Source organism: Pseudomonas sp. NPDC079086 (genome assembly GCF_044542155.1).
Lineage (GTDB): Bacteria > Pseudomonadota > Gammaproteobacteria > Pseudomonadales > Pseudomonadaceae > Aquipseudomonas.
This window is the reverse complement of sequence record NZ_JBITTY010000003.1, coordinates 302,528-320,745: the sequence shown is the minus strand read 5'-3', so window position 1 is coordinate 320,745 and position 18,218 is coordinate 302,528. Positions and strand designations below refer to the sequence as shown.

Sequence of the window (18,218 nt, the reverse complement as noted above, 5' to 3'; positions counted from 1 at the left end):
GACTTCGGTCGCCCTTTTTTGTGCCTGAAAATTGCTAAGGTGTTGTTTTATAGGCTGTTCAAATCTGGCGAGGCGTGCTAAAACCTGTCTATCTAGTGATCTAGCCGCTTGAAAAAGAAGGGAAAACCATGACCAAGTCGGAGTTGATCGAGCGCATCGTCACCCATCAGGGGCAGCTCTCGTCAAAGGATGTCGAGTTAGCGATCAAGACCATGCTTGAGCAAATGTCGCAGGCGTTGTCTACTGGGGATCGTATCGAGATCCGCGGCTTTGGCAGCTTCTCGCTACACTACCGTGCACCGCGCGTGGGTCGTAACCCTAAGACTGGTGACTCCGTCACGCTGGATGGGAAATTTGTGCCGCATTTCAAGCCCGGGAAAGAGTTGCGGGACCGAGTCAATGAAGATGAGTGACGAAGCCTGAGGCGTCGTAGTGAGGTTTTTGTGGTTCTGGTGGCCATTTTTATATTGCTGCCCTTGTCGTGTTGGTCTGGCTTCGCGTTAGTGTTATGGCATAATACGGCTTCTTAAGTTGCTAGTATGCGTTGCTAATTTTTGCTTTTTTTGTTGTTCGGGCATGGGCGAAAGCGCTCGGATTTAATGGAATTGTCAATAGCCATTCCCCCTCTCTCTGCTTTTATCACGGCGTCGTGTCAGGCGTTAGTATTTTTACTTTCAATTGCTTATGAATGACGCTGGCGGTCTTTGGTTTATTGCTGCTTGTTTTAGGTGTAGAAACTTCACCCTCGGGTGGTGTGTTACGCCATCGTACTTGCTCTGGTTGTAATCGAGTCGCTTATTGCTATGCTTGCGCATATAGGTCAAGTCAGTCGAACTCTTATGCTGGGTTTCTAATAGGTAGGGTTCTGTTAGTGGCTGAAGAACGGCGGTCCCTTCGTATTTCGTAACGTGCTTTTCAGTGATAGCAATCAGGTCTGTTTGGGCGGGGTGCACGGTTATTGTGCTCTTCTATAGCGTTATGTATTCCAGTGGTAGCGTTGCCCATTGCACCAATGTTCTGCCCAGCGGAGGGTGACATCGTGTGCACTTCGCATGTTGTCAGGCCGATGTCGGCTGATTCAGTGCTGTGGGTTGAGAGGTCGATCTGTGGAAGTTGCTGTGCAGTGCTATTTCATTTCGTCTCAAGTGAATATAGCGGGCAGTTGTCCTGTCGTGCGGTGTGGATAAGAAGAGTGATTGTTTTCTTGGTGGTAGTTCGAAAATATCCGACCGGAACACGGATTTTCTGTGGAGAAGCGGGGATCAAATTGCGGCTTGCATGTGTCAGTGTAATCGTTGCAGTTTTAAGCGCGTTCTTTGCTGATTTAGTAGTTTCCTGAGTTTTTGAAGGTGTGTGAGTGTGAAGCTTGGTTCGTTGTAAGTGTGTTTTATGATTTTAAGGCTTGGGTGGTTTTGTTATGGCTAGTATTATTTCTTCTGGTTGGGGGTGGTTTTATGGTGGTTGTTTTTTCTTTTTTTAAGGATTCGATTTTCCGGGTTTTTATGGGTTGCTTGTCTTTGCTTTTAGTTGGAGTTGAGTGTGGTTTCGTGATTTAAAAAATATTTTTTTGTGGTTCTGTTGTTTTACATTGCTATGGTTATTTTGTTAATTAAGTTCATCTTGAAATTTATGTCTTGTGGTTTTTGTAGGGTGTTCCGAAAGCAAATAATCTGTGTTATTAATTTTTGTGTTGGTTCTATTGGTTGAGGGGGTTCCTTGGTTTCCGGGCGAGCGGTATTTTGGGTTTGGGTGGTTTGTTTTATTTATTCGATTGCGGTTGGTTTGGTCCTACAGAAGCTAGTGTTACCTATGATGCCGGGTATGCATGCAGGTCACGGTCTGATGCGAGACGATGCAATCTACTTCCATGACACTGCGGTTGCTATGGCCGAGCGCATTCGGGCGCTTGGGTGGGGTGAGTGGCGTCTGATGCCATCGGGTTCCGCTACAGGGAACGTGGGGCTTCTCGCTGGGGTATACGCCTTTCTGGGGCCGGAACCAGCATTTTTTTTACCCTTGACTTCAGCCTTTCACGCTATGGGGGCTGTATTGGTTCTGCTCATCGCTTTGCAGGTCCTTCCCTCTCGAGGGGGGGTGTACGCTGGACTCGTTGCTGGCTTCTTCTTCCTTGTTTTTCCATCGGCACTGGTCTGGTTTGGCCAGAATCATAAAGATTCCTTTGCAATTGCAGGCTTTCTGCTTGCCTTGCTGGCCTTTTTGAAATGTCTCGATTCTTTGGGGTGGTGGCGCCTACTGCTGAATTCGATTTTGTTTTTGCTCGGTCTTGGTTTGGTTGCGATCATGCGCCCGCACTTGGTGCTCATCTACTGGGTGGCTTTTTTCTGTGCGTTTATGTGCTTGTTTTTGGTGTCTTTGGTATGGCGAAAGAAAAGGATTTTTTTTGGGGGGGGTAGAGTTTTCTGGCTGATCTGTCTCGGCTTGCTCCTAATGACTGTGATTCCGTCAAACAATGCTTTGATCGATCAGGATATGCGTGATGCGGAAGGCAATTTTCTAGGCGACTGGCAATGGCAGCAGTCAGATTATTTGCCCACCCACTTAGACTCCCTTTTGAAGAAGGTGTCTGCGGTGCGTACTCACTTTGTTAACTACGGTAATTCTGTCGAAGCTGGCTCTATCGTGGATGGAGATATCAAGCTTCAGAGTGCCGAGCAAGTTCTTGCCTACCTCCCTAGGGCGCTAGTAGTTGGGTTGTTTGCTCCTTTCCCGGACTTTTGGGTGGAAAAGCTCTCTCTGCCAAGAGTTATCGGCGCGCTTGAGACCCTGATGTTCTATATCTTCTTCCCTGGCGTCCTGTTTATTCTGCGTTATCGAATGAGCAGGCCTTTACTCGTTTGTCTTGTGGTTGCGGGAGTGGTGTTGGTGGTCAACACCTTTGTTAGTCCCAACATGGGTACCCTGCATCGGGTGCGTTACGGTCAGTGGTTCGTGTTCTTGCTCGCAGGTGCCTGTGGTTGGGCCATGTTTTCTGATCGGATGATTTCGCGTTTCGGGGCTCCTAGGACGGATGCGACAGGTTCCTCCGTTGCTGCCGAGTCGTTGCTCGCTGCACCCAGCGCATCCCGCGCCGCTGGGACGGGGGTGCTGGTCATGCTTGTTTCGCTAGTGGGTTTTTTGGGCTTGCTGGTCCGTGATTTGCTGCTTATTGATCGCGTTGGTTTCGGTGCTTCGCTGGACAGTTACTACCTGGCAATTATGCTACCCACTTTTTTCACCGGTCTTCTATCCATGCCACTGGGTGACGCTTTGTCTACTCGGATATCCCGTCTTTCTGATCGTCTGCAGATTCAGCGGCTATTGGCGGGTACAACATCCTTCACTCTGTTGCTATTCATGCTGGTGGGTGCATTCCTGCTGCTATTCGCAAGGAATATCTTCTCGGTTTTTTCCCCCGAAGGGGATGTTCGCCTGACGATGCAGTTGTTCCCGGTTGCTCTTTTGCTGCTGATTTTTTCCGGTGTGATAGTCGTAGGCAACAGTATTTTGAATTCGCATGGGCGGCCGGTTATGGCTGCGTTTGCACAGCTGTTGGTGCCACTGGTGGTTGTGGGGTTTGTCCTTTTTGCGGGCGAGAGGGGAGTCATCAGTGCTGCGATGACGGGTATGGCAGTAGGTCAGTTAGCCAATTTGCTTTTGCTGGCGTTGTTTCTCAAGCGTTACGGGTTCAGCCTGCTTCCCGGCTCTCTGAGCGTGTTGCGTGACGAGGATCGCATGCTGGGTAACTGCAAATGGCTTGTGCTGTGTGCTCTTCTCACCGGGGCTGCAGTGCCGATGAACTATTGGTTCGCTGGCCAGATTGGTGTTGGTACGCTTTCTATCTGGGCCCTGGGCAGCAAGCTGGTGCAGATATCTTCTCTACTGGGCGCCGCTCTGATGACGGCGGTCTTCGTGCCCTATATGAGCAAGGTTGTGGCGCTGGGATTGAAGGCTCGGGTGAGAGACGATTTGTTTGTTTCTCTGGTGCTAGGAAGTTGGGGTAGCGCGATAGCAATCGCAGCTGTTTTCGTATTCGCTGAGCCCGTTGTTTACGCCGCTTCAAGTTCTCTTGATGACCCCTTGGCGGCTCAGCGGTTGGTTGGGATACTCAAGTTTGGTGCGTTGCAGTTGCCCTTTGCTTTGTCGGCAATTCTGTTATTTAAGCTGTGCGCTGTTTCTGCTGTTTCGCTCAAGGCAGTGGCTGCGGCTTTGGTTGGCTTACTTGCCAATGTGGTGCTGAATATTTTTCTGATGCCAGTTATGGGGCTCGTCGGCCTTGCGCTGGCCTGGACGCTATCCAGTCTTGTGGCAACGCTGGTCGTGATTGGGATGACGCGAGCGCAGTCGCATCTCGCTGCGCTCGACATCCTGATGTTGTTTGCTACCTGGGTTGTGCTTGTCGGTCTGGCTACGGCTATCCACTTTCGCAGTTGGCCGACAGGCGGTGTGGTTTTCCTGAGCGCTATGCTTCTGCTGATGCTCCAGTTGCGGATGCTGTCACGTCAGCGTTTATCAGAAGCGTCAAATTGACCGTAATCGGCGTCAGCCGGTAGGTGTGAGAGCCGCTCCAGGATAAGAATACCTTGGAGTATCAATGGCTTGCTTGAGTTGGGCAGCTTGCGTTGTGTTGAGTTGCCTCGTAGGCGCAATCCTAGCGACGGCATCATGTTACTGGTAAGGTTGCGTAATTTTTCGGGCAGCTTTCACAAGGAGATTGAAAATCAACGTTCCCTTTATCGACCTCAAACGCCTGGAACCAGGTTTCCATGAAGCGCTAATGGGGAAACTCCAGGCCATGACCCTCAACGCCCAGTTTATCGGCGGCGTGGAGGTGTCCACACTTGAATCCCGTTTGCAGCTAGAGCTACAGGTAGCGCACGCGGTGAGTTGCGCCAACGGCACAGACGCCTTGCAACTGGCTTTACGCGCTGTAGGTGTTGCTGAAGGTGATGTGGTGTTGGTGCCCAACGTCACTTTCTGGGCGACCTTCGAGGCGGTGGTGAACGTCGGCGCCAAGCCGATCACGATCGATGCTGATCTGTGTGACGGTGGCGTGTGCTTCAAGGCCTTCGAGCAGGCCATCCGCGAAGCCAAGCCCAAGGCTGCAGTGGTCGCACATCTCTATGGCTGGGGTAGCGCCCGCTTGGTCGATTTACGCAACCTGTGTCGCGAGCATGGCGTGGTGCTGGTGGAGGATGGCGCCCAGTCTTTTGGCGCGCGTTACCAGGGCGAGCCCATTTACAAGGGTGCACATATTTCCACCACCTCCTTCTACCCGGCCAAGGTGCTGGGTGCCGCAGGTGACGGTGGTGCGGTATTCACCGACGACGCCGAGCTGGCTGACAAAGTGCGTCGACTCGGCAATCATGGTCGTACTGCCCACTACGGTTACGGCGACGTAGGTTGGAATTCGCGCCTAGATTCCTTGCAGGCGGCTTTCCTCAATCTCTCTCTGGATCGCATCGAGGCACGCGTTGCTTCGCGCCGCGAGGCGGTGGCCTTCTACCGCAAGCACCTGCCGGCCACCGGAATTCAGTTGATGAGCGCTCCAGCCGGATATGAGGAAAACGGCTACTGCAACGTCTGCCTGGTCTCCGATCCTGAGGTTAAGGCTGGGCTCGAGGCACGGCTTAAGGCTGAGGGCATCGGTTTCGGTAATATATATCCGAGCGTCATGTCCAGTCAGCCGGGCGCAGCCGCTTACCTGAAAGGTCATTTTGGCGGCCAGGTCGGCGAGCAGCTGTGTGCCTCAGTACTTAACTTGCCGCTATTCCCGTACATGACCGAGGCTGAACTGCAGCGTGTGGTCGATGTGGTCGGCGCCACGCTCGGAGGCGAACATGCCTGCTGATGACATCTATATTCATCCGACTGCCAACGTATCCGACAAGGCGAGCATCGGCGCCGGTACCAAGGTTTGGATCAATGTGCAGATTCGCGAGAACGTGGTGATTGGCGAGGGCTGCATCCTTTCCAAAGACGTCTATGTCGACCACGCGGTGAAGATCGGCAGTCGCTGCAAGATCCAGAACAGCGTCTCGGTCTATAACGGTGTGGAGATCGGCGATGATGTGTTTGTCGGTCCCAGCGCCTGCTTTACCAACGACAAGGTGCCGCGGGCCTTCAACACCGAGTGGAAGGTCACACCTACACACATCGACAACGGCGTGAGCATCGGTGCTAACGCCACTATCGTCTGCGGCATCACCATTGGCGAATATGCCATGGTCGCTGCCGGCAGTGTGGTGACCAAGGATGTCCCGCCCTATACCCTGGTCATGGGCAACCCCGCACGCGCGGTGGCCCGTATAGACCGTGAAGGTAACCGCGTTTCTGGAGACGTTTGACGACATGCAAGAACAAGTGCTCAAGGTAGGCCTGATTGGCCTTGGCAACATGGGGCGCAATCACTTGCGCGTACTGTCGATGCTCAAGGGTTTCGAGCTGGCATTCGTAGCGGATGCCAATGCCGAGGTCGCCGCGAAGGCAGGTGAAGCACATGGCATCCCCGGCGTGGTCGATCCCACGCCGCTGCTGGCCGGAGTCGATGCCGTGGTGATCTGCACGCCAACCGTGACCCACGCGGATTACATTCGCCTAGCGGCTGTCCATATTAAGAACATCTTCGTCGAGAAGCCGCTGGCTGCCACTCTGGATGAGGCGCGTGAGGTTGCTGCCTTCGCCAGGGAGAAGGGCCTAAATATCCAGGTCGGTTTCATCGAGCGCTTTAACCCGGCAGTGCAGGCACTCAAGATGGTTCTGGACAAGACCGAGCGGGTTATCAGTCTCGACTTCACCCGTACCAACAAGGTGAGTTCACGCATTACCGACGTGGACGTGGTCACTGACCTGATGATTCACGACATTGATCTGGCGCTCTACTTAAATGGCCCAGCCCTGTCAGTGGCAGCGCACGGTTTTGCCCATGGCAGCATGATCGACTTCGCCTCAGCGCTGATTACTCACGAGAACGGCCAGTTCTCACGCATCCAGGCTAGCCGCGTGACGGATAAGAAGATTCGTCAGATCGAGGGCACTTGTGTCGATATGTTTGTCGACTGCGATCTGTTGCGTAAAGAAATCTTGATTAACCGCCAGTCCGAATCTCGCGAAAGCGGCAGTTTGCCCTATGCGGTTTCTGCCATACAGGAAACTGTTGCGGTTCCGCCTCAGGAAGCCTTGCTGACTGAGCTGCAGGCGTTCATGGCGAGCTGTCGCCAGCCTGCTGCCGGGTTGGTCCCCGGTGTTGACGCTGGCGTCGATGCAATGAAGATATGTGCACAAATTCAGGCGGCGGTGCAGGCATGACGATTCGTGAAGGTTTTGCGGGTAAGGGCATTCTGGTTACCGGTGGTGCCGGCTTCATCGGTAGCCATCTGGTCGATAGGCTCTTGGCCGAAGGCGCCGCACATGTGGTCGTCATCGACAACCTCTTCGTTGGTTCAGAGGACAACCTCGCCGCGGCCTTGCCCAGTGGCAGGGTGACCCTCTATCGCGACGATGCCGAGCTGAGCACCAGCCTGGAATACATCTTTGCCAATCATGCTATCGACCTAGTGTTCAACTGCGCGACCAAGGCGCTGAACTACTCTTTCCTCAATCCGGCCAATGCGTTTGACACCAACGTCAAGGTGGTACTGAACCTGCTCGAATTGCAGCGTCGCGGCCTGTTCACGACCCTGTGCCACTTTTCCACCTCCGAGGTCTATGGCTCTGCGGTGTACGAGCCGATGGACGAAGCTCATCCGCGTAACCCGACTACCACCTACGCTGCCGGCAAGGCCTCAGCAGACATGGCGGTGGAGAGTTATGTGCGCATGTTCGGCGTTGATGCTTACATCGTACGCCCGTTCAACAACTACGGACCGCGCCAAAACCATAAGGGCATGCTGGCCGGGGTGATTCCGATTACCGCCGTGCGCCTGCTTACCGGCGGCACTCCGGAGATACATGGCGAGGGCACCCAGAGCCGCGATTTCATCTACGTCCACGACACCGTGGATGCCGTGGTCAAGCTGCATGACGTTCTGCCGTCCGGCGAAACGGTTAACATCTCCACAGACAACCAGATATCAATCAACGAGTTGATTCCACTCATTTGTGCCCATTACGGCTACAGCGGCGAGATCGAGCGTAAGCCTGCGCGTCATTCCGACGTGTTGTCGCATAACGCCAGCAACGAGAAGGTGAAGGGGTTGATCCAGTACTCGCTTACGCCGTTCGACAAGGGCCTGGCGGATACCTTGGCTTGGTACACCGCCCAAATTGGTGCGCACGCATGAGCCAGATTCGCCTGATGAGGCCTTACATAAGCTTCGACGAGGTCGAGGCTGAAATGCGTGAGATATTCGACTCGGGGATGTTCACGCGCGGCCAGCATGTAGAGGCCTTTCGCAAGGAAATTTGCGCTTACACTGGTGCGAAGTACGCTCATTTGGCGACTTCTGCCACCACGGCTTTGAGCGTTTGTCTGAAATTGATAGGCGTGGAGCCAGGCGATGAAGTTATTGTCTCGGACTTCTCGTTCCCGGCTACCGCCAATGTCGTAGAGGACTTGGGTGCGCGTCCGATTTTCGTCGATGTTTCGCTCGACACCTACAACATGCTGCCAAGTGCGTTGCGTGCTCGCATTAGTCAAAAAACCAAAGCGGTTATCGCAGTCGATGCCTTTGGTAATCCAAGCGGAATGCATGAAATCGCGGCAATCTGCAAAGAATACGGTGTGCCTCTTATCGAGGACGCTGCTTGCGCTATCGGCAGCAGTGAGGACGGTGTAAAAATAGGAAATATAGCTGATCTGACCTGCTTCAGCTTTCATCCACGCAAACTGTTAACCACTGGTGAAGGTGGTGCGATCACCACCAACAACGATGCGTGGTCTACCTGGTTTGACGTGAAACTCAACCACGGAGCCAGCGGCATGTCGGGCTATGGGCTGGACTTCATCGAGCAAGGCTACAACTACCGTCTTTCCGAGCCGCAGGCGTTGATGGGACGCGTACAGTTGCGCAAGCTGGATGCGATTGTCGCTGAACGCAACGAAGTGCGTGCAGCTTACGTCGGTCTTCTGGAGGATGCCGGGTTCGTACCGCAGGTCCGCAACGCCGACGTCGTGCATAACGTGCAATCTCTGGTGTTTCGCGTGCCGACAGGTATGAACCGTGATGGGTTGATCCGTGGTTTGCGTGAAGATGGCATTGAAACGACCATAGGTACCTACTGTTTGAGTGGGACGACCTATTACCGTCAGCGTTATGCAGATGTGCAGCCCAACGCTGCTCGTTTGCAGGAAGAAACCATCACCCTGCCGTGTTACCAAGGGGTGGATGTGGAGCGCGTTTGTTCTGCGATCTTGCGTCGGAGCAATGCTGAGTGACCGACGCTGTAGTGTTCATGGGTAGTAAGGCGGCGGGATTTTTGTTGTGCGAGGCCATCTGCCAGATGTTGCACGGCGATCTTGCCGCGATCATTTGCCCCGACGACTCTCAAGATGCGCGTTCTGCGTTGCCAGGGTTTCGTTCGCTGGCTGAGCGTTATAGTGTGCCGCTCCAGGTGGTTGCAACACGAGCCGACACGTTGCACTGGTTGGATCATTACCAGGCGCGGCTAGCGTTTGTGCATGGCTGGTACCAGATCATTCCGGTGGATGGCCCTTGCCACTTCTATGGCTTTCATTATTCTTCCCTCCCCAAATATCGCGGCAACGCCCCTCTGGTGTGGCAGATCATTAATGGTGAACCTGCGATAGGAGTGAGCTTTTTCCGTTTCAGTGAGGGAATGGATGAAGGGTTACTGGTTGGGCAGGCTAGCGTCGAGTTGGGGCCTGACGAAACCATTGGCGATGCCTTGGGCAAGGCAAACCGGCTTATGCTTGAGATATCAGCAAGACATATCCCGGAAATTGTAGGTGGTGTTGCGAAGCTCTATCCGCAGATAAACGACGAGGCGTCCTATTGCGGACTAAGACGCCCGGAAGATGGCCTCATCGACTGGCGTGCATCTGCTGAACGAGTGCACGACTTTATACGCGCCCAGACTCACCCCTATCCTGGTGCATACACGCAGGTACAAGGAGGCGGGGTTCTTCGAGTATGGAGTTGCGCGCGCGAACCCAGGCGTTTCTATGGAGCTCCCGGTAGCGTGGTTGAGGTTTCGGCCGAGTGGGTTGTAGTAGCGTGCGGAGATGGCGCAGTGCGGCTACTCATTGTTTCGCTGGACGGCGCGGCAGAAGCTTCAGCACCGCAGGTTCTCAAGTCTTTGAAAACGAGGCTCATATGACGGCCGCTCGCTCTAGGTCATTCTCCACGATTTCGCATATCGATATGAATGATCCAAGCTCCTGGGAAGACAAGGTATTTCTTACCTTCGATATCGACTGGGCACATGATGAAGTGCTAGCTGACTGCATTGATTTGGTAGAACAGGCGGATGTTTGCGCGACGTGGTTTGTCACCCACGAGACACCATTGCTAGCTCGGCTGCGGGCAAATCCTAAGTTCGAGTTGGGCATACACCCTAATTTCAACTTTCTTTTCAGCCTGCAAACCCAGGCAGGGGCTTCTGCTGAAGAGGTGTTAGAGCGGACGATGGCGTTGGTGCCCGAGGCAACTGCCGTGCGCAGCCATCACATGACACAGAGTTCGACGTTGCTGAATCTCTTCCGCAGCAAGGGCCTGACCCACGATTGCAACCATTTCATCCCGACGACTGCAGGAATCACTCTGAAGCCTTGGTTGCTATGGAACGACATGCTGCGAGTTCCCTACTCGTGGGAAGACGACATCATGTGCATTTATGGTCAGCAGCAGAGCCTTCCTAGTATTAATGACTTGCTGAGCCAAGATGGGCTGATGGTTTTCGATTTTCACCCTATCCACGTCTATCTGAATACCGAGAATCTGCAGCGTTACGAGCATACACGCCCTCTGCATTATCATCCAAATGAACTGCTGCAAGAGCGGTTTGCCGGCTCTGGTGCTCGTCAGTTGCTTCTTGAACTTCTGGAATCCCTTCATTGACCACTGTTACTGACTGCGTGATTGTTCGCGAGGGCGATACTGTCGCTACTGGCTGGGATGACTTTGTTGAGAGCTCCAACGACGGTACGCTGTTTCATCAAATGCGCTTTTTGCGTTATCACGGAAATCGTTTTTCAGATTCTGAGCACTTTCTTTCTATACAGCGAAAGCAAAAGCGAATTGGAGTTTGGCCGTTAGCACTTGTGGAACGTGATGGTGAACTTTGCGCACTATCGCCATACGGTGCGAGCTATGGTGGTCCTGCGCTACGAGAAGCGCTTGGTTTATCCGCTTGCAGAGATGTGATAGGCGCTGCAGTTGCATATGTTGCAAGCGCAGGTGCCAAGGAGTTTCGTGTGACGTTGCCGTTACGTGCGTGCAGTCGCGTTTACACTGAAACATTCCGTTTCGCGCTCATGGAGGCAGGATTTGCCTGTGTGAATCGGGATGTATCAAGTGTCATTCCTCTTGACCCGAATCTCACAGAGTTCGCTCAGGTAGAGTCTCATCGGTCTGAATGGGAGCGACGGGCACGCAAGGCAAGTAAGTCAGGGGTTGTGGTGCGTCGAGGTGCACCTATTGAGCATTTTTGGCAAGTTCTTGATGTGACTTTTGCCAAGCATGGTATGAAGCCGACGCATACCTTTGAAGAGTTGCAGTGGCTTGTGAGCGAGTTGCCGGAAAGTATTTTCTTTTCCTGTGCTTACCTGGACGAAAAACCTGTTGCCGGTGTCTGCTACTTCGTGCAGAACCGCCGAGTAGTGGGGACATTTTACCTTTGTCAGGATCCGCAATATCAGGCGACCCAGGCGCAATCAGCATTGTTGCTCGATGGTTTTCAACATGCACAGGAGATGGGTTATATCTGGATGGATCTAGGGACTTCCTCGGTGCAAATGAAAGCTTACGACTCCATTTTTCGTTTCAAAGAAACGCTGGGTGCGGTAGGGCAGTTCAGAGAGACATATGTGCTGGAGCTTGAATAGTGATCACTCTGCTGACGACGCTGGAGCCTACTACTGAGCTATTCAAGGTAGTTGATAAGACTGGGTTGATATCTCGCGTAATTCATACTCGCGATGAGCTGGATCAAGTCAGTGACGCTATTATGTTACTGATCAATTGGCCGTATATTTTGCAGCCGGATTTTATTGCTAGGCAGCGCGTCGTTCTTAATGTGCATAACTCTTTGTTACCTCGTTATAGAGGAAGGCATGCGTTTACATGGGCCATTCTGAATGGCGAGCGCGAGTTGGGATTTTCTCTGCACAGAGTAGTGGCAGCAATAGATGCTGGTGAGGTTTTTGCTCAAACTGCCTTTGCCTTGGAGGTTGAGGAGGACGTTAATGACGCTTTCCGCCGAGGGGCGGAATTACTCAATAGTTGGCTTCCCGGCACGCTGCTTGATTGGGCCGAGGGCCGTTTGGTTGCACATCCTCAAGACGAGAGACATGCCAGTTCATTCCGTCGTCGGCATGCCGAGGATAACTGGCTGATGTCGTTTGATCGTGCCGAGCAGGTTCGGGACCTTATTCGTGCGGTCGCTCCGCCTTACACATCAGGTGGAATGTGCCGTACTGCACAAGGGGAGATACTGCATTTCGCCTCGTCGCAGGTAGTCGACTCAGTGGAGCGTGGTGAGCCTGGGCGTATTTTGGCGATTGACAAGTTAGGGATCAGCGTTGCCTGTGCTGCCGGGATCGTTTGGTTAGTACCCGTTGAGAGAGAGCTGTTAGGCAGGCTATGCACGGGGGATATGTTAGTGGCGGAAGTTCTTTGAGATTTTTTTTGCAATGAGCTCGGCAGACACCCCGTTTCAACTGTCCTCTGCGGCTGCATTGATGTTGGCACGTGCTGTGCGTGCCCCGTTATGGTTGCTCGTGTCGGCATTGATGGCTCGTGTAATGGGGCCGGAGGGGCTGGGCGTTTGGGCCATGCTTATGGCCGCAGGGATGCTCTTCAACCAAGTGTTTGTTCTGTGGTCGCAATCGATCACGCAGCGTTTTGGACGCCTTGAGTGGGAATCTTCCAGGCAACTGAAACGGACTTGGGCCATCCGTTGGCCATTGTTGCTCGTCGCCGGTACGCTGGCCTTGGTTTTCATCTTCTTGGCTCCAGCCAATTGGTTGTCTGCCCATCTACGCGTGCCGCAAGAAAGTTTATGGTTGGTTCTTCCACTGTTATTGTCGCTTTGGTTAATGGGGGAAGTGCAAGGGCTTCAGCAAGTAAGGGAGCGATATCTTCGCCTAGCATGGTCACCTTTGCTCGCTGATTTGGTGTTGATAGGGGTTTTGGTTGCGCTGTCTTTAGCGGCTGTCTTTGGGCAGCAATTGTCTACATCGCAGATGCTCGTTGCAGTAAGTTTTTCGGGTCTTGCTACGTGGGTACTACTGCTTTCGCGCGAATTGAAAGGCATTTCTATCGGCTGGCAACTTCCTGAAGTTCGCCAGTTGCGTGTGGCGATTGTGTTTGCTTTGCCATTGCTGCCTGGTTATATGATTGGTTATCTGTCGGAGTGGTGCGACTATCTTCTCATAGGTCACTTTATTGATAGTCAAGCGGTTGGTCTTTATCACCCTGCATTTCAATATATGTTGATTCTGATTGGTATTCCTACTGCGGTTGTTGCAGTTTTAATGCCACAGTTGGTCTCCCGAATAGATCAATTGGATTCTGCAGGTGAGATTCAGTTGATTGAGCGTGTTGCTCCACAGATCATGAGTCTTTGGGGCATCGCAACAATAGGACTTATCGCTTTTCTACCAGCGGTATTTTCTCTGCTTATTGGCCATTCATTTGATCAGAGCCGAATTTTATTGCAGGTGTTGCTGGCAGCGGTACCAGGCGCTGCAGCTACGCATCTTTATGGGTTGGCACATTTTGCACAAGGACGGCTATTGACCGCGAATGTCGCCTTATTCGGGGTAAAATTGCTTGTGAATGTGTCGCTGACTTTAATCTTGTTGCCGATTTTTGGGGTTTTGGGGGCTGCTATTGCGGCAGTAATAGGCTTTCTGCTAGTGCAGTGGTTATTTTTGCTTGATCAGCATCGGCATTTGAAGCTTCCTATTAGTAGAGCAGCTTTGTCGCTATTTTTGGCTCATGCTGGAGGATTGGCTTTAGTTGCTGTGGATACTCTCGTTTTGCGCTCCCTGATCTCTGTTGTTGTCGTGTTTTTGATGCTTTTTTTTATTCGGCGAGGAAATTTATTTTCACCTAGAGAGTTATCCGCGATGGTGCCTGGCTCATTGGGGTGCATTATGCCTGTGTTGGCGCGTATGCTGTGTAAAAATAAACTGTTATGAGATTTTCATGCTGACCTCATTGGTTTTTGTATTTTTGCTTGCTCTCTTCATGCGCCTCGCACCTGTGTTGCTCTCTCCACATGGATCGGGAGTGGATCAATGGTACTGGAGGGCTTACATCGAGACTCTGCGTCGAGGCGGTTCTTTACCCGTCAAAATGCCGCAATTCCTCTTAGACGAGGGGCATTGGTATCCACCTTTTTTCCCATGGTTGATGGCTCGGCTGCCTGAGTCCATGTTCGACCGTTTCAGTGTCCAGTTCGCGGTATTCATCGATATGCTGCGCATGGTGCTTGTGGTGTGGGCGGCTTGGTGGCTGACAGCAGATATTGTTGCTGTTGTAGTCTCTGGGGTGGTTTACGCGATAACACCATTACTTATTACTTATAATATGCAACTCAATCCCCGTGGTATGGGGGCGTTGTTTTTAGATGCTATGTGGTTGCTTGTAGGGGCGGTGCTTTTACAAGATATATCGCAATGGTTTTGGTTGGCTGTATTTTTTTTGGCTGGCCTAGTAATGATTACGCACAAAATGGCTATGCAGCTATTTTGGTTTACTGCTTTGGTTGGTGCGGGCATGGCTGGAGACCTGCGGTTGGCATTGTTAGTGCCAGGTAGTGTCATTGCTGCGCTTCTGTTGAGTGGGGGGTTTTACCGTCTCACTATGCGAGCTCATTGGGATACGGTTAAGTTCTGGAGTCGTAACTGGCGAGGCAACGGAGTTCATCCGTTACTCGAGTCCCCGGTGTACGGCGAGGCAGGCTACGAGACGCCCGGAAAATTCTATCGATCCGGATTTAAAGCTTGGGTTCGTAGGCTGCAATTTGTCATAGGGTTCAACCCGTGGATGCCAATCGTTTTGATTGTTGGTTTTTTTGCGTCAGTTGACGGGCATGAGTTCTCGGAATATGAAGTCTGGATATATTCTTGGCTCGCTCTTACGTTTTGCTTTGCTCTTTTAACTACGTTGGTTCCAGTATTTCGGTCTCTTGGGCAAGGGTATCTCTATGGCTATAACGGTAGTTTTCCGGCTGCTCTTGCGCTAGGTGTAGGTTGGGGGGCGCTTGGAGATACGTGGTACTGGTGGGCGGCAGTTATTATTGGTTTTTTGATGTGTGTTTCTGCTCTCATAGCTTTTCTACGGGCGCTACGTGGAAGTAGAACAATGAAAGTTGATTCAGGCCTAGATGAAGCGATCAGTCGTTTGGCTATTCTTGGCGATGGTCCGGTTATGTGTTTTCCGCAGCATTGGCATGATGTAGTGGCTTATAGAACAGGTAAGCCGGTTTTGTTCGGAGGGCATGGTTACGGGTATCACTTGTTGGAACCCATATTTCCCATTCTGCGAGTACCGGTACAGAAAATTTTTGAGCAGTATCGAGTTCGTTATATGTTGACTTATGACGGCTACTTACCAGAGCGTTTTTGTGCAGACCTGCCGCCAGCAGATGTAGAAGCCTTCGGCGACTACCGTCTTTACAAGTTCAATGCATCGCAAGAGATTCGTCATGACGCGTAAGTGCCTCTGCTTCATCACCACCGTCCCCATGGCCGTCTCTGCCTTCCTGCGTCTGCATATCGAGCGTCTTGCCGACGACTACGACGTTTTTGTCATATCGAACTATGGCGCGGAGCCGGTTCCGCAGGATGAGCGGGTGACCTACCTCAGCGTGCCATTGGCGCGGGAAATTTCGCCGTTTGTAGATTTGCAGACGCTATTCCAGCTGGTACGACTTTTTCGTCGTCATCGCTTCGATTCAGTGCATTCGGTAACGCCGAAGGCCGGACTGCTTGGAATGCTCGCGGCGCGGATGGCTGGGGTACGGGTGCGGGTGCACTGGTTTACCGGGCAGGTATGGGTCACGCGCACTGGCTTGGGGCGGTTCGTGTTGAAGAGCGCGGATCGGTTGATTGCCGCAACGGCTTCGCATCTACTGGCGGACAGCCCGTCGCAGCGGGATTTCCTGCTGGCAGAGGGGGTTTGTCGTGTCGGTGCGGTAGAGGTCATCGGTGATGGTTCGATCTGCGGCGTGGATGGTGAGCGTTTTCGTCCCGATGCGCATGCGCATGAGCGCGTGCGTGTCGAACATGGCATCCCCCTGGATGCTGTAGTGGTGCTTTTTCTCGGTCGCCTGAACATCGACAAGGGCCTGGGCGAGATGGCTGAGGCCATGCTGGCGCTGGACGACCGGTTTCCTGCCTTGCACTGGCTGGTCGTGGGGCCGGATGAGGGCGGGATGGTTGAAAAGATCCGCTCGGTCGCCGGAGGTCTGGGCGAGCGTCTGCATTTCCAGGGGTTTACCAGGGAGCCTGAGGCCTACATGGCGGCTGCGGATATTTTCTGCCTGCCCAGCTATCGCGAAGGCTTCGGTAGTTCGGTGCTGGAGGCTGCGGCTGCTGGTGTGCCTTCTGTGGCTACCCGAATCTACGGGCTTACCGATGCGGTAGAGGATTGTGTCACCGGTCTGCTGGTGCCGCCGGGCAGAGTGCCCGAGTTGGCGGACGCGTTGCGGCGCTTGCTTGATGATGGCGAGTTGCGTGCAGCAATGGCACAAGCTGCACGCCTTCGCGCCTTGCAGCGCTTCTCGCGGGAGCGGATAGTGGACGGTCTGAGCGCTTTCTATACGCGGGTGTTTGCCCTGGGGGAGAAGGCATGATTCTCAAGCGGGCATTCGACATCGTTTGCAGCGCATTTGCGCTGCTGCTGTTCTGGCCGGTGTTGTTGATTCTATATGTGTTGGTGCGTGTGAACCTTGGTTCGCCTGCTCTGTTTCGCCAGCAGCGTCCTGGTTTGCACGGGCGGCCATTCATGATGGTCAAATTCCGCACTATGCTCGATGCGCTGGACGCCGATGGCAATCCATTGCCTGACCATGTCCGTCTCACCCGCTTTGGTCGATTGCTCCGCGCGACCAGCCTGGATGAACTTCCCGAGTTGTGGAACGTATTGAAGGGCGACATGAGCCTGGTAGGGCCGCGCCCGTTGCTGATGGAGTATCTGCCCTTGTACAGCGCCGAGCAGTCACGACGCCATGCGGTACGACCGGGGATTACAGGCTGGGCGCAGATCAATGGGCGTAACACTCTGAGCTGGAAGCAGAAGTTCGACCTCGATACCTGGTATGTCGACAACCGGTCGTTCTGGCTGGATATCCGTATCCTGCTACTGACTGTGCGTAAGGTCTTCATTCGTGAGGGCATCAGTGCTGATGGGGTGGTGACCATGTCGAAGTTCACCGGGCATGAGGAATGAGGCGACTGGCCATACTGGGTGCCAGCGGCCATGGCAAGGTCGTGGCCGATACGGCTGAGGCATGTGGCTGGCAATCAGTGGTGTTCTTTGATGATGCTTGGCTGACAAGAGAGCGAAACGGGGTGTGGCCGGTAGAGGGTAATACCGCAGAATTGCTTGGGCGTCTGTCGGAGTTTGATGCTGTTTTGGTCGCGATTGGCGACAATCGTATTCGGCTTGAAAAACTTGCGATATTGAAGGCTGCCGGAGCTTGTTTCACCTGTTTACTGCACCCGGCTGCAACAGTAAGTCGCTATGCAACCATTGAGGATGGTTCGGTTGTGTTTGCTGGCGCTGTGGTCAACGCTTATGCACGAATTGGCATGGGCTGCATCCTGAATACAGGTTGCAGCGTCGATCATGACTGCGTCCTCCATGCTTCTGTGCATGTCAGTCCAGGGGCTCACATTGCTGGAGGGGTGCAGGTGGGAGAAGCAAGCTGGATTGGTATCGGCTCCTGTGTACGGCAATCCATACGCATCGGGGCAGGGGCGATAGTCGCTGCGGGTGCGGTAGTCGTGGCAGACGTCGTCGATGGCGCGACAGTGGCAGGTGTTCCTGCCCGGTTGATGTAGTCTCCAGTGCCCTTTCACACAAGGTTTT

Annotated in this window: 16 protein-coding genes; all 16 read left to right on the top strand. The window is 53.2% G+C overall.

Annotated features, from left to right (window positions below):
- Nucleotides 1-128: 128 nt before the first annotated feature.
- Nucleotides 129-413 carry an integration host factor subunit beta gene (ihfB, locus tag ACIGEK_RS16235; RefSeq protein ID WP_160085002.1) on the top strand — a complete coding sequence of 95 codons (285 nt, stop codon included), beginning with the start codon at nucleotides 129-131 and terminating at the stop codon, nucleotides 411-413.
- 1,408 nt (nucleotides 414-1,821) lie between these two features.
- Nucleotides 1,822-4,527, top strand: coding sequence for a lipid II flippase MurJ (locus tag ACIGEK_RS16230; RefSeq protein WP_397494322.1), 2,706 nt, complete (start codon nucleotides 1,822-1,824; stop codon nucleotides 4,525-4,527).
- Nucleotides 4,528-4,711: 184 nt separating this feature from the next.
- Complete coding sequence (locus ACIGEK_RS16225) at nucleotides 4,712-5,848, top strand: DegT/DnrJ/EryC1/StrS family aminotransferase (RefSeq protein ID WP_397494321.1); 1,137 nt, start codon at nucleotides 4,712-4,714, stop codon at nucleotides 5,846-5,848.
- The gene (locus ACIGEK_RS16220; protein ID WP_397494320.1) at nucleotides 5,838-6,344 is read left to right on the top strand and encodes an acyltransferase; all 507 of its coding nucleotides are present in this window, start codon (nucleotides 5,838-5,840) and stop codon (nucleotides 6,342-6,344) included. Before ACIGEK_RS16225 ends, ACIGEK_RS16220 begins: the two co-directional genes overlap by 11 nt.
- Nucleotides 6,345-6,348: 4 nt before the next feature.
- Entirely contained in the window at nucleotides 6,349-7,305 is a 957-nt protein-coding gene (locus ACIGEK_RS16215) for a Gfo/Idh/MocA family protein (protein ID WP_397494319.1), read from the top strand.
- Nucleotides 7,302-8,279 (top strand): dTDP-glucose 4,6-dehydratase, encoded by a 978-nt coding sequence (locus ACIGEK_RS16210; RefSeq protein ID WP_397494318.1) that lies wholly within the window; start codon nucleotides 7,302-7,304, stop codon nucleotides 8,277-8,279. Before ACIGEK_RS16215 ends, ACIGEK_RS16210 begins: the two co-directional genes overlap by 4 nt.
- Complete coding sequence (locus ACIGEK_RS16205) at nucleotides 8,276-9,373, top strand: DegT/DnrJ/EryC1/StrS family aminotransferase (RefSeq protein WP_397494317.1); 1,098 nt, start codon at nucleotides 8,276-8,278, stop codon at nucleotides 9,371-9,373. Before ACIGEK_RS16210 ends, ACIGEK_RS16205 begins: the two co-directional genes overlap by 4 nt.
- Entirely contained in the window at nucleotides 9,370-10,275 is a 906-nt protein-coding gene (locus ACIGEK_RS16200; RefSeq protein WP_397494316.1) for a methionyl-tRNA formyltransferase, read from the top strand. The genes ACIGEK_RS16205 and ACIGEK_RS16200 overlap by 4 nt, the downstream gene beginning before the upstream one ends.
- Nucleotides 10,272-11,015: a hypothetical protein gene (locus ACIGEK_RS16195; protein ID WP_397494315.1), complete on the top strand. Its 744-nt coding sequence runs from the start codon at nucleotides 10,272-10,274 to the stop codon at nucleotides 11,013-11,015. Before ACIGEK_RS16200 ends, ACIGEK_RS16195 begins: the two co-directional genes overlap by 4 nt.
- On the top strand, nucleotides 11,012-12,001 hold the full coding sequence (locus ACIGEK_RS16190) for a GNAT family N-acetyltransferase (protein WP_397494314.1): 990 nt from the start codon (nucleotides 11,012-11,014) through the stop codon (nucleotides 11,999-12,001). Before ACIGEK_RS16195 ends, ACIGEK_RS16190 begins: the two co-directional genes overlap by 4 nt.
- Complete coding sequence (locus ACIGEK_RS16185; protein WP_397494313.1) at nucleotides 12,001-12,795, top strand: methionyl-tRNA formyltransferase; 795 nt, start codon at nucleotides 12,001-12,003, stop codon at nucleotides 12,793-12,795. The genes ACIGEK_RS16190 and ACIGEK_RS16185 overlap by 1 nt, the downstream gene beginning before the upstream one ends.
- 61 nt (nucleotides 12,796-12,856) lie before the next feature.
- A complete protein-coding gene (locus ACIGEK_RS16180) occupies nucleotides 12,857-14,320 on the top strand; it encodes an oligosaccharide flippase family protein (protein ID WP_397494312.1) in 1,464 nt (487 codons plus the stop codon).
- 7 nt (nucleotides 14,321-14,327) lie between these two features.
- Nucleotides 14,328-15,842: a hypothetical protein gene (locus ACIGEK_RS16175; protein WP_397494311.1), complete on the top strand. Its 1,515-nt coding sequence runs from the start codon at nucleotides 14,328-14,330 to the stop codon at nucleotides 15,840-15,842.
- Entirely contained in the window at nucleotides 15,832-16,980 is a 1,149-nt protein-coding gene (locus tag ACIGEK_RS16170; RefSeq protein WP_397494310.1) for a glycosyltransferase family 4 protein, read from the top strand. The genes ACIGEK_RS16175 and ACIGEK_RS16170 overlap by 11 nt, the downstream gene beginning before the upstream one ends.
- Nucleotides 16,980-17,576, top strand: a complete 597-nt coding sequence (locus tag ACIGEK_RS16165) for a sugar transferase (RefSeq protein WP_397494632.1) — start codon at nucleotides 16,980-16,982, stop codon at nucleotides 17,574-17,576. The genes ACIGEK_RS16170 and ACIGEK_RS16165 overlap by 1 nt, the downstream gene beginning before the upstream one ends.
- A complete protein-coding gene (locus tag ACIGEK_RS16160; protein ID WP_397494309.1) occupies nucleotides 17,573-18,190 on the top strand; it encodes an acetyltransferase in 618 nt (205 codons plus the stop codon). The genes ACIGEK_RS16165 and ACIGEK_RS16160 overlap by 4 nt, the downstream gene beginning before the upstream one ends.
- The last annotated feature ends 28 nt before the right edge of the window (nucleotides 18,191-18,218 follow it).